Source organism: Variovorax paradoxus (genome assembly GCF_009755665.1).
GTDB lineage: Bacteria > Pseudomonadota > Gammaproteobacteria > Burkholderiales > Burkholderiaceae_C > Variovorax > Variovorax paradoxus_G.
This window is the reverse complement of sequence record NZ_CP046622.1, coordinates 3,732,252-3,744,320: the sequence shown is the minus strand read 5'-3', so window position 1 is coordinate 3,744,320 and position 12,069 is coordinate 3,732,252. Positions and strand designations below refer to the sequence as shown.

Annotated in this window: 7 protein-coding genes; 4 read left to right on the top strand and 3 right to left on the bottom strand. The window is 65.8% G+C overall.

Annotated elements, in window-relative coordinates; translation table 11 throughout:
* Nucleotides 1-28 precede the first annotated feature (28 nt).
* Nucleotides 29-3,556, bottom strand: coding sequence for a DUF2126 domain-containing protein (locus tag GOQ09_RS17395; RefSeq protein ID WP_157614654.1), 3,528 nt, complete (start codon nt 3,554-3,556; stop codon nt 29-31).
* Nucleotides 3,557-3,695: 139 nt separating this feature from the next.
* Here GOQ09_RS17395 and GOQ09_RS17390 point away from each other — a divergent pair, with 139 nt between their 5' ends.
* The 4 genes from GOQ09_RS17390 (at nt 3,696) to GOQ09_RS17375 (ending at nt 9,451) form a co-directional block, all read left to right on the top strand.
* On the top strand, nt 3,696-6,137 hold the full coding sequence (locus GOQ09_RS17390) for a DNA internalization-related competence protein ComEC/Rec2 (protein WP_242630872.1): 2,442 nt from the start codon (nt 3,696-3,698) through the stop codon (nt 6,135-6,137).
* 91 nt (nt 6,138-6,228) lie between these two features.
* Entirely contained in the window at nt 6,229-7,728 is a 1,500-nt protein-coding gene (locus tag GOQ09_RS17385) for a circularly permuted type 2 ATP-grasp protein (RefSeq protein ID WP_157614653.1), read from the top strand.
* 44 nt (nt 7,729-7,772) lie between these two features.
* Complete coding sequence (locus tag GOQ09_RS17380) at nt 7,773-8,729, top strand: alpha-E domain-containing protein (RefSeq protein ID WP_157614652.1); 957 nt, start codon at nt 7,773-7,775, stop codon at nt 8,727-8,729.
* Nucleotides 8,730-8,989: 260 nt separating this feature from the next.
* Nucleotides 8,990-9,451: an SH3 domain-containing protein gene (locus tag GOQ09_RS17375; RefSeq protein ID WP_157614651.1), complete on the top strand. Its 462-nt coding sequence runs from the start codon at nt 8,990-8,992 to the stop codon at nt 9,449-9,451.
* A gap of 37 nt (nt 9,452-9,488) precedes the next feature.
* On the opposite strand, the gene glpK is transcribed toward GOQ09_RS17375, so the two are convergent.
* Complete coding sequence (gene glpK / locus GOQ09_RS17370; RefSeq protein WP_157614650.1) at nt 9,489-10,982, bottom strand: glycerol kinase GlpK; 1,494 nt, start codon at nt 10,980-10,982, stop codon at nt 9,489-9,491.
* A gap of 249 nt (nt 10,983-11,231) precedes the next feature.
* Nucleotides 11,232-11,999, bottom strand: a complete 768-nt coding sequence (locus tag GOQ09_RS17365; RefSeq protein WP_157614649.1) for a DeoR/GlpR family DNA-binding transcription regulator — start codon at nt 11,997-11,999, stop codon at nt 11,232-11,234.
* Between the last annotated feature and the right edge of the window lie 70 nt (nt 12,000-12,069).

The window sequence follows — 12,069 nt, the reverse complement described above, 5'->3', positions numbered from 1 at the left end:
ATGTCCCCTTGGGTGGCTTTACGGCCCTTCACCGCCGCAAATCGAGGGTGAACGGGAATTCGCGGCTGCCCGCGAGCTCGATGGTGGCCGGCGGCGTGCGCATCAGGCCAGGCGTGTGGCCCATGCGCGCAAAACGCGACATGCGGCGGCTTTCCGCCTCGTAGGCGTTGACCGGCAGGGTGTCGTAGTTGCGCCCGCCCGGGTGGGCCACGTAGTACTGGCAGCCGCCCAACGAGCGCTTCATCCAGGTGTCGACGATGTCGAAGGTGAGCGGTGCGTGGGCGCCGATGCTCGGATGCAGCGCCGAAGGCGGGTTCCAGGCCTTGTAGCGCACGCCCGCCACAAACTCGCCCACGGTGCCGGTGGGTTGCAGCGGCAGCACCTTGCCGTTGACGGTGATCACGTGGCGGCTTTCGTTCAGGCCGGTCACGCGCACCTCGATGCGTTCGAGCGACGAGTCGACATAGCGCACCGTGCCGCCGGCCGAGCCTTCCTCGCCCATCACATGCCAAGGCTCCAGCGCGTTGCGCAGCGAGAGCTCCACGCCCATGGCCTGCACCTGGCCCACCAGCGGAAAGCGGAACTCGAAGTGCGGCGCGAACCAGTCGATGTCGAACGCGAAACCGGCCTGGCGCATTTCGCTGATCACGTCGTCGAAGTCCATCTTGACGAAGGTCGGCAGCAGGAAGCGGTCGTGCAGCTCGGTGCCCCAGCGCGTGACGGGTGCCTTGTACGGGTCGTCCCAGAAGCGCGCCACCAGTGCGCGGATCAGTAGCTGCTGCGCAATGCTCATGCGCGCATGCGGAGGCATTTCGAAGGCGCGCAGTTCGAGCAGGCCCAGGCGGCCGGTGCTCGAGTCGGGCGAGTAGAGCTTGTCGATGCAGAACTCGCTCCGGTGCGTGTTGCCCGACACGTCGATCAGGATGTTGCGCAGCGTGCGGTCGACCAGCCAGGCCGGCATGTTCTGGCCGTGGATTTCGCGGTTTCTCGCAATTTCCTTCAAGGCGATTTCAAGCTCGTAGACCTGGTCGTTGCGCGCTTCGTCCACGCGCGGCGCCTGGCTGGTCGGGCCGATGAACATGCCCGAGAACAGGTAGCTCAGCGACGGATGGTTGTGCCAGTAGAGCAGCAGGCTGGCCAGCAGCTCGGGCCGGCGCAGGAAGGGACTGTCGGCCGGCGTGGCGCCGCCCATCACGAAGTGGTTGCCGCCGCCGGTGCCGGTGTGGCGGCCGTCGGTCATGAACTTCTCGGCCGAGAGGCGGGTTTCGAACGCGGCGTTGTAGAGAAACTCGGTGTGGTCCACCAGTTCCTTCCAGTTGTGGGCCGGATGGATGTTGACTTCGATCACGCCTGGGTCGGGGGTGACGGCCAGCATTTTCAGGCGCGGGTCGCGCGGCGGCGGATAGCCTTCCATCACGATGCGCATGCCGAGCTGCTCGGCCGTGGCTTCGACGGCCGCGACCAGGTCGAGATAGTCTTCCAGCCGCGCGAGCGGCGGCATGAAGACGTACAGCACGCCCGAGGCGTTGCCCTTTTTCTCGGCCGCGGGGCCGTTGGCACGGCGCGGGTCGCGCACTTCGACGCACAGCGCGGTGCGCGTGACCCAATGGGCCGATTCGCCGCGCAGGGGCTGGCGGGTGGCCGGATTCGTGGAGGAGTCTGCGGCTTTGGCTGCATCGCCGCTAGCCGCATCGCCGCTCGAGGCTGCGCTGCCGCCGGGCGACTGCATGCGCAGGGAGGCGGGCACCACGGGCGGCGCGCCAAATTCGTAGGGCACGGCGCCAAGGTCGGCTCCGGTTGCGCCACCGCCAGGCACAGCGTAGCGCGCGCGGTAATCGGCCGAGGTCGGCAACGCGGCGCGCGGCGCGGTCGGGTCGCGCTCGACCAGGTAGGGGTAGTCGCCCTTGTTGGCCCAGGGCTGCGAATCGAGCGGCAGCCGGTAGCCCATGGGCGAATCGCCCGGGATCAGGTAGAGCCGGTCGTCGCGCAGGAACCAGGGGCCGGTTTTCCAGCCCGGGCCTGCGAGCGCGGGCGCATCGGCATCGGCGTTGCCAGGCTCGAGCGGCAGCATGTAGCCGATGACCGCGTCGAGCTTCTGCGTGAACACGCGTCGCAGGCGAACGCGCTCGAGTTCGTCGTCGAGCTTCGATTCGAAGGGGTCGACATTCACCGGCAGGCGGCGTTCGCGCCACAGGTAGTAGTAGACGTCTTCGTAGCCGGGCTGGACGTAGCGCTCGGTAATGCCGAGCTTGTGCGCCAGCACGGTAGTGAAGCGGCGCGCATCTTCGCTCGTGTAGTGCGTGGGCACGCGCTCGTCGGCAAAGAGTTCGGGGTTGTGCCAGAGCGCCTGGCCGTCGGCACGCCAGAAGATCGACAGCGCCCAGCGCGGCAGTTGCTCGCCCGGGTACCACTTGCCTTGGCCGAAATGGAGAAAACCGCCTTGGCCGTATTCGGCGCGCAGCCTGTGGACGAGCTCCGTGGCATAGCCGCGTTTCGTGGGGCCGAGCGCATCGGTGTTCCACTCGGGCGCGTCGCGGTCGCTGGTGGCCACGTACGTCGGCTCGCCACCCATGGTGAGCCGCACGTCGCCGGCCTTCAGGCGCGCATCGACCGCGCCGCCGAGCGCGAGCACTTCGGCCCATTGCTCTTCGGTGTAGGGCTTGGTGACGCGCGGCGATTCGTAGATGCGCGTGACCTTCATCTCATGGCCGAACTCGACCTCCGATTCGTCGACGCCGCCCTCGATGGGCGCCGCGCTTGAAGGCGTGGGCGTGCAGGCGAGCGGAATGTGGCCTTCGCCGGCCATGAGGCCCGACGTGGCGTCCAGGCCGATCCACCCCGCGCCCGGCAGGAACACTTCGCACCAGGCGTGCAGGTCGGTGAAATCGACCGTGGTACCGCTCGGGCCGTCGAGCGCCTTCACGTCGGGGGTCAGCTGGATCAGGTAGCCCGAGACGAAACGCGCCGCCAGGCCGCAGTGGCGCAGCAGCTGCACCAGGAGCCACCCCGAGTCGCGGCACGAGCCGCTGCCGTTGGTGAGCGTTTCTTCCGGCGTCTGCACACCGGGCTCCATGCGGATCAGGTAGTTGACGTCTTTCTGGACCTGCTGGTTGAGGCCGACCAGGAAGTCGATGGTGCGCTGTTCCTTGCGATCGATCTTGTCGAGGTAGGCCGAAACGAGCGGCGTGGCTTCTTCGGTGACCAGGTAGGGCGCGAGTTCTTCGGCCTGCGAGGCGGTGTACTTGAACGGAAAGTTCTCGGCCTGCGGCTCGAGGAAGAAGTCGAACGGGTTGTAGACCGCCATTTCGACCACCAGGTCGACCGTGACCTTGAACTCGCGCGTCTTCTCGGGAAACACGAGCCGCGCCTGGTAATTGGCGAACGGGTCCTGCATCCAGTTGACGAAGTGCTCGGCCGGCTCGACCTTGAGCGAATACGAGATGACGTTGCTGCGGCAATGCGGTGCGGGACGCAAGCGCACGACCTGCGGTCCCAACTGCACCAGGCGGTCGTATTTGTAGTGGGTGACGTGGTGGAGTGCGGCGTGAATGGACATGCGTTTGTGTGCAGTACTGCGAGATTGCATCGAAAAGATGTCTCTTGTGAGACGCATACTAGCCCAGATACCAAGCAATTAACGCGCCATTGAGCGTGGGTCCGGGGAGGGCTTGCATCGTGTGTTCTGGAGTTTGCCGTTGACGCGCGCAAAGGCGTCGGGCGGCGTCGCGTCCGGGTCGTGGGCCTTTGCTGCGCTGGGCGGAACCGTGTTCGGCGCGGCATTGCAGTTGCATCAGGCGCGGCTTTGGAGCGCGGCGTTCTATGCAGCCTTGCTCTTAGCGGGGCTTGCGGGATTGGTGGTGCTCTCCAGGCGGCGATCGTCTTACTTGCCGATGCTCGTTGCCCTGGCCTGCGGCGCGTCCGCCGGGGGCGGCCTTGCCGGATGGCGGGCGGTTGCCTACGCGAATGGCGCATTGGACCCGGCCCTCGAAGGGCGCGATCTTCAGGTGACCGGCGTGGTGGCGCAAATGCCCCAGCACAACGAAGGCGGCACGCGTTTCCGTCTCGATGTCGAGTCGGCGCGCTGGGCCGATGAGCGCGTCGAAACTTCGGTTCGTGTGCCGGCGCGCATTGCGCTCGGCTGGTACCGCGACGACACCAGCCTTTGGGGACGCGCGCCGCAAGGGCGTGCCGGCGGAGCGGCTGACCCGGCCCCGCTGCATGTGGGTGAACGCTGGCGCCTGACCGTCCGGCTGAAGGCGCCGCACGGCAACCTCAATCCGCATGGTTTCGACAACGAACTGTGGATGTGGGAGCAGGGCGTGCGCGCCAGCGGCTATGTGCGAACCGGCGGCCGCGACGCCGCGCCCGTTCGTCTTCAGGCCACATGGCTACACCCGTTCGAACGTGCGCGCGAAGCAGTGCGCGATGCGGTGTTCGAGCGCGTGGCCGATGCGCGTCAGGCGGGCGTGATTGCCGCGCTTGTCACCGGCGACCAGGGCGCCATCGACCGCAGCGACTGGGACATTTTTCGCGCCACCGGCGTAGCGCACCTGATGTCGATCTCGGGCCTGCACATCACCATGTTCGCCTGGCTTGCCGCGCACGCGGTAGGGGCGGCGTGGCGGCGCAGCGTGCGGCTCATGCTGCGCTTTCCCGCGCCGCAGGCCGCGCTCGTGGGCGGCGTGCTGCTCGCCGGGCTCTATGCGCTCTTCAGCGGCTGGGGCGTGCCTTCGCAGCGGACAGTCTGGATGCTGGCCACGGCGGCGCTGCTGAGGCTCGACGGGCGGCGCTGGCCATGGCCGCACGTCTGGCTGCTGATCGCGGCGGTGGTGGTGGCTGTCGACCCTTGGGCGCTGATGCAGGCCGGCTTCTGGCTCAGCTTCGTCGCGGTGGGTGTGCTGTTCACGACCGGCTTCATGAGGCCTGCCGGCGAGACGACCGGGCCATCGCTCCGGCTGCTGGCGTTTTTTCGCGAGCAATGGGTGATCACGCTGGCCCTCACTCCGCTGAGCCTGCTGCTTTTTCAGCAGGTGTCGGTGGTCGGTCTGCTGGCCAATGCGGTTGCAATTCCGTGGGTAACGCTCGTGATCACGCCGCTGGCCATGCTGGGTGCCGCGGTGCCGCCTCTATGGGACCTTGCCGCGTGGGCCGTTCAGGCGCTGGCTGTGCTGCTGAAGTGGCTTGCCACCTTGCCGTATGCCACGCTGTCGATGGCTGCTCCTCCCGCGTGGATGGCCGGCTTCGGTGTGGCGGGCGGCGTGCTGCTGGCCATGCGCCTGCCGTGGTCGCTGCGTTTGCTCGGCCTGCCGCTTCTGCTGCCGGTGCTGCTGTGGCAGGCACCCCGGCCGCCCGCCGGGCAGTTCGAACTGCTTGCGGCCGACATCGGGCAGGGGAACGCGGTTCTCGTGCGCACGGCAACGCACAGCCTGCTGTACGACGCGGGCCCGCGCTACAGCCTGGAGAGCGACGCCGGGCATCGCGTGCTGGTGCCCTTGCTGCGTGCCTTGGGCGAACGGCTGGACATGCTTGTGCTGAGCCACCGCGACAGCGACCACACTGGCGGCGCGGCCGCGGTGCTCGCGATGCAGCCCCAGGCCGAAGTCTTGAGTTCGATCGAAGCCACTCATCCGCTGCAGGCCGTTCGTCCGAACAGGCGCTGCGAAGCGGGCCAACGCTGGACCTGGGATGGGGTGGATTTCGAAATTCTCCATCCCGCACCGGCCGACTATCTTTTCTTCACCAAGCCGAACGCCATTTCGTGCGTGCTGCGTATCGCGAACGGCCGCGCCACGGCGCTGCTGGCCGGCGATATCGAACGCCTGCAAGAGGCTGCCTTGGTGGCGCGAAGCCCGGAGCTTCGCGCCGACCTCCTGCTCGCACCGCATCACGGCAGCAAGACCTCGTCGAGCGAGGCGCTGCTCGAAGCGGTGCACCCGCGCATCGCGCTGGTCCAGGCGGGCTACCGTAACCGCTTCGGCCATCCGGCCCGCGAGGTCGTGGAACGCTATGCCGCCCACGGTGTGCGGCTCGTCGAAACCGTGCCTTGCGGCGCCGCGCTATGGCGCAGCCAGGCGCCTCAAGAGGTTGGCTGCGAAAGGGAGCGCAACGCCCGTCATTGGCATCACCGCCTGCCCTGAAAAGCGGCCCACGGGGCGGAATCCGCGCCAACATAGGGCTTTCACTGGCCTCGAACTTGCTAAGCTATGGCTCAAGGAGATTGGTCGTTCCATGCACAAATTCGATGAGATGTATGAGCAGTTGCCCTATGCGGGGTCTGCAATCAGGCAGCACTACAAGCGCTACGACCAATGGCTTGCAAAGCAGCCCGGCGAAGTCATGCGGGCGAGGCGCGAAGAGGCGGAAATGATCTTTCGCCGGGTCGGCATCACCTTTGCGGTGTACGGCGCCAAGGATGAAGACGGTTCGGGTACCGAGCGGCTCATACCGTTCGACCTGCTGCCGCGCATCATTCCCGCCCACGAGTGGGAGAGCATGGAAAAAGGCCTGGTGCAGCGCGTGACGGCGCTCAACCGCTTCTTGCATGACGTCTACCACGACCAGGAAATCATCAAGGCCGGCATCATTCCGGCTGAGCAGATCCTGAACAACGCGCAGTTCCGCCCCGAGATGATGGGTGTGAACGTGCCGCACAACGTCTATTCCAACATCTCGGGCATCGACATCGTCCGCGCGCCCGACGCCCAAGGCAACGGCGAGTACTACGTGCTCGAAGACAACCTGCGCGTTCCCAGCGGCGTGAGCTACATGCTCGAAAACCGCAAGATGATGATGCGGCTCTTTCCCGAGCTGTTCAACCAGAACCGCATTGCGCCCGTCGCGCATTACCCCGACCTGCTGCTCGAAACGCTGCGCGCCAGCGCGCCGCCTGCGACGGCCGAGCCCACCGTGGTCGTGCTGACCCCGGGCATGTACAACAGCGCCTACTTCGAGCACGCCTTCCTCGCGCAGCAAATGGGCGTGGAACTGGTCGAGGGGCAAGACCTCTTCGTGCGTGACGACTTCGTCTACATGCGCACCACGCGCGGGCCGAAGCGGGTGGACGTGATCTACCGCCGCGTCGACGACGATTTCTTGGACCCGGAGGTTTTCCGCCCCACGTCCACGCTGGGCTGCGCAGGCCTGATGCGCGCCTACCGCGAAGGCAACGTCGTCATCTGCAATGCGGTGGGTACCGGCGTGGCGGACGACAAGTCGATCTACCCCTACGTGCCCAAGATGGTCGAGTTCTATCTCGGCGAGCAGCCGATCCTGAAGAACGTGCCCACCTACATGTGCCGCAACAAGGACGAGTTGCAATACACGCTCGACAACATGAAGGACCTGGTCGTGAAGGAGGTGCACGGCGCCGGTGGCTACGGCATGCTCATCGGCCCGGCTGCCACCGTGGCCGAGATCGAAGAGTTCAAGAAAGCCGTGATCGCCAAGCCCGACGGCTACATTGCGCAGCCCACGCTGAGCCTTTCCACATCGCCCACTTTCGTCGACGCGGGCATTGCGCCGCGCCACATCGACTTGCGGCCCTTCGTGCTCTCGGGCAAGGAAGTGCAGATGGTGCCCGGCGGCCTCACGCGCGTGGCGCTCAAGGAAGGCTCGCTGGTAGTCAACTCGTCGCAGGGCGGCGGCACCAAGGACACCTGGATCCTCGAGGCGGACCGTGGCGCCAAGCCCAAGGCCGCGCAATCGCAAAGTCAATCGCAGTCGGCCTGAGCGCAGCAGGCAAGCAAGCAAAGCAAGGAATCAGGAGAACAAGAATGCTGTCACGCACTGCCGATCACCTCTACTGGATGTCGCGCTATACGGAGCGCGCGGAAAACACCGCGCGGATGCTCGACGTCAACTACCAGACCTCGCTCTTGCCCCAGTCGGCCGAAGTGGCCAAGTACGGCTGGCAGGGCGTGCTGTCCATCAGCGAGCTGCTGCCTTCGTACAACAAGAAATACGAGCAGATCACGCCCAACGAGGTGATGGAGTTCATGGTCAAGGACGAGAGCAATCCGTCTTCGATCGTCTCTTGCCTGAAGGCAGCGCGCGAAAACGCACGCGCGGTTCGCGGCGCGCTCACCACCGAGGCGTGGGAAACCCAGAACACCACCTGGCTCGAGGTGAACCGCATGCTTCGCGCGGGAGATTTCGAGCGCGACCCGGCCCAGTTCTTCGAATGGGTCAAGTTCCGCTCGCACCTGTCGCGCGGCGTCACGCTGGGCACCATGCTGCAGGACGAGGCCTTTTACTTCTCGCGCCTGGGCACCTTTCTGGAGCGCGCCGACAACACCGCGCGGCTGGTGGACGTGAAGTTCCACGCACTCAACAGCGAGTTCTTCGGCACCGCCACCGAGGAAGACCAGGAGTACGACTTCTATCACTGGAGCGCCATTTTGCGCAGCGTCTCGGCCTTCGAGGTGTACCGCAAGGTGTACCGCGACGTGATCAAGCCCGAGCGTGTGGCCGAGCTGCTCATTCTTCGCGCCGACATGCCGCGCTCGCTGCATGCGAGCCTGGTCGAGGTGGTGAACAACCTTGCCAAGGTGCAAAACGAGCAGAGCGCCGAAACCCAGCGCCGCGCCGGCAAGCTGCTGGCCGACCTGCAGTATGCGCGGGTGGACGAAATCCTGGCGACGGGGCTGCATGCCTACCTCACGCAGTTTCTCGATCGCGTGAACGAACTGGGCGGACGGATCAGCCAGGACTTCCTGGTGCCGGCGCACTGAGCACGGCAAACGCGTGCGGCTGATCGCCCGTTCGCCGCGCTGCTTTTCATTCACGAGACCTGAACGCGCGGCCCTCGAAGAGGGCGCGAAGTACGTGCTGCGCTCAGACGTGACGTACGCCAGCGCTGCCTGAGCGCCAGGTCCCCCGCACGAAACCAGGGATATCCCTGCGGAACTTATTGCGTCTCACCGGCCCAGAAGGGCTCGCCCGGCCACCGCCGGACGTTTCTTGAGACCCGATAAAAAGGAATTTGTTGTCCATGTTCAGATTCAGCCGACTGTTCGCGCTCCTGCTTGCATTCTTCCTTGCGTGGATGACGCTGCCCTCCGCCTTTGCTGCCGGGCGGCAGATGGTCAGCTCCGCGGTCACCACACTGAACATGCGCACTGGCCCTGGCCAGCGTCACGAAGCGCACTGGACTGTAGGCAAGGGCTATCCGTTCCGTGTGATCGGCCGAAAGGGTGACTGGCTTCGGGTCAGCGACTTCGAAAACGACAAGGCGTGGGTCTACGGTCCGATGACCAGCAAGACTCGGCACCATGTGGTGAAGGCGAAGGTGGCCATCTTGCGCAGATCGGCGAGCACACGCAGTCCGGTGGTAAAGAGAGCACGCTACGGCGACGTGCTGCGCACGCTCGAGCGTCGGGGCGACTGGGTCAAAGTCCGGCACGAGGGCGGCGCCACCGGCTGGGTGGCGCGGCGCCTCGTCTGGGGGTGGTAAGCCGGGGCAGAGAGAGAAAGACGGAAAGCGGCGGCGCTCAGCTCGCCGTGGCCTGTCGAACCGCGCGTTCCCAGCGCGCCATCGATTCCTCGGCCTGCGCGCGGCCCATGGTCGGCATGAAGCGCCGCTCCACTTTCCACAGCTTCGATAACTGGCGCGCGTCGCTGTAGACGCCGGTCGACAAGCCCGCGAGATAAGCGGCGCCGAGTGCTGTGGTCTCGATCACTTCGGGGCGCACCACGGGAATGCCGAGCAGGTCGGCCTGGAACTGCATCAGCAGGTCGTTCACGCTGGCGCCACCGTCCACGCGCAGTTCGGCCACGGGCGTGCCGCCGGCGGCGACTGCATCGCGGCTCATGGCCTGCAGCAGTGCGGCGCTCTGGTAGGCAATGCTTTCGAGCGCGGCGCGCGCAATGTGCGCAACGGTGGTTCCGCGCGTCAGGCCGGTGATGGTGCCGCGCGCATCGGCGTCCCAGTAGGGCGCGCCCAGACCGGTGAAGGCCGGCACCATCATCACGCCGCCCGCATCGGGCACGCTTTCGGCAAGCGACTGCACTTCGGCGCTGCCCTTGATGGCTTTGAGCCCATCGCGCAGCCACTGCACCACAGCGCCGCCGACGAACACGCTGCCTTCCATGGCGTACTGCGGCGTGGCGTCGGTTTGCGCGGCGCTGGTGACGAGCAGGCCGTTGTGCGAGGGCTGGAATGCCGCGCCTGTGTGCATGAGCAGGAAGCAGCCGGTGCCGTAGGTGTTCTTGGCCATGCCGGCCGTAAAGCAGGCCTGGCCGAAGAGGGCGCTTTGCTGGTCGCCGGCCACGCCGCCGATGGGCAGGGCGCGGCCGAGCAGCGCGGCATCGGTGTCGGCAAAGTGGGAGCTCGAGGGTTGCACCTTGGGCATGAGCGCGGCGGGAATGTCGAGCGCCTTGAGGAGGTCGGCATCCCACCCGTTGCTGTGCACGTTGAAGAGCATGGTGCGCGAGGCGTTGCTCACGTCGGTCACGTGCACCTTGCCGCCGGTAAGCTGCCACATGAGCCAGCTGTCGACGGTGCCGAAGGCGAGCTCGCCGCGCTCGGCCTGGGCGCGTGCGCCCGGCACGTTGTCGAGCAGCCAACGAAGCTTGGTGCCGGAAAAATACGCATCGATGACCAGCCCGGTTTTCTCCTGGATGGTGCCGGTCATGCCGTCTTCGCGCAGCTTTGCACACAGCGGCTCGGCGCGCCGGTCTTGCCACACGATGGCGTGGTGCACAGGCTGGCCGGTCTTGCGGTTCCACAACACGGTGGTTTCGCGCTGGTTGGTAATGCCAATGGCATGGATGTCGGAAGGCTGGAGCTTGGCCTTGACGAGCACTTCTCGCGCGGTGGCCAGTTGGCTGTGCCAGATCTCCATCGGGTCGTGTTCTACCCAGCCGGGCTGTGGATAGATTTGCGTGAGCTCCTTCTGTGCGATGGCGACGATGTGGCCTTCGCGGTCGAACACGATGCTGCGGGAGCTCGAAGTGCCTTGGTCTAGTGCTAACAGGTAGGTCATGGCTTGGGTGTTCCTTGGAGTCTGGTCATGCTGGTCATGCGACTTGTTTTCTTGGGGCTGTCGTTTGCGCGCCGCTGTTCCAGGGCGTGTGCACAGGCCACCGGGTACTCCCCTCCGCGAATGTCCCCCGCCCTTCGGGCTCCTCCTTTATTTCGCTGCGCGGAGCACCCGATGCCCTGTGCACTGGGACATGCTGCTGGTGCGCGCCCCGAATGCCCCGCGGCAGAGCGAATGGAAATCAGCCCCATCTCAATCGCGCGCAATTTCAAGCCGCACCTGCGCCCCGTGCAGCAAGTCGGCAAAAGGCGGCGGCGGTTCCGCGTCGGTAAACAACCGGTCGATCTGCGAAAGCGTGCCCAGTTGGATCATCGCCGGCCGGTTGAACTTGCTCGCGTCCGCAGCGAGCCACACCTCGCGCGCCTGCGCGATGATGGTTTGCGCCACCTTCACTTCACGCAAGTCGAAGTCGCGCAGTGAACCATCGGCTTCGATGCTCGACACCCCGATCAGCGCGATGTCGACCTTGAACTGCCGGATGAAATCGATGGTGGCTTCGCCCACGATGGCGCGGTCGCGCGGCCGCACCGAACCACCGGCAACGATCACCTCGCACGATGTGTTGCCGCTCAATATGGTCGCCACGTTCAGGTTGTTGGTGATCACGCGCAGGCCCGTGTGCCGCAGCAGCGCCTTCGCGATGGCTTCCGTGGTGGTGCCGATGTTGAGGATCAGCGAACAGTCGTTGGGCACCAGTTCGGCCACGCGCCGCGCAATGCGCGCCTTGCCCTCGGCATGCAGCGTTTCGCGCTGCTGGTAGCCGATGTTCTCTGTGGTGGAACTTGGCACACGCACGCCGCCATGAAAACGCGTGAGCAGGCCTTCATCGGCCAGCCGCTGCACGTCGCGCCGCACCGTTTGCAGCGTAACGCCGAGCATCTCGGCCAGCTGTTCCACAGTGACGGAGCCGCGCGTGCGCACGGTATCGAGAAGGTTGATCTGGCGCGGATTGGAATTCACAAAAGCGTCGTGGAGAACGGGAAGACTCTCTGGAGAGTACAGGCCGTGCCACTTTAAAACGAAAGAAAAC

Bases quoted from the DNA above. Each gene is read 5' to 3' on its own strand.
- GOQ09_RS17395 (WP_157614654.1), bottom strand. From the start codon at position 3,556: ATGTCCATTCACGCCGCACTCCACCACGTCACCCACTACAAATACGAC.
- GOQ09_RS17385 (WP_157614653.1), top strand. From the start codon at position 6,229: ATGCACAAATTCGATGAGATGTATGAGCAGTTGCCCTATGCGGGGTCT.
- GOQ09_RS17380 (WP_157614652.1), top strand. From the start codon at position 7,773: ATGCTGTCACGCACTGCCGATCACCTCTACTGGATGTCGCGCTATACG.
- GOQ09_RS17375 (WP_157614651.1), top strand. From the start codon at position 8,990: ATGTTCAGATTCAGCCGACTGTTCGCGCTCCTGCTTGCATTCTTCCTT.
- glpK (WP_157614650.1), bottom strand. From the start codon at position 10,982: ATGACCTACCTGTTAGCACTAGACCAAGGCACTTCGAGCTCCCGCAGC.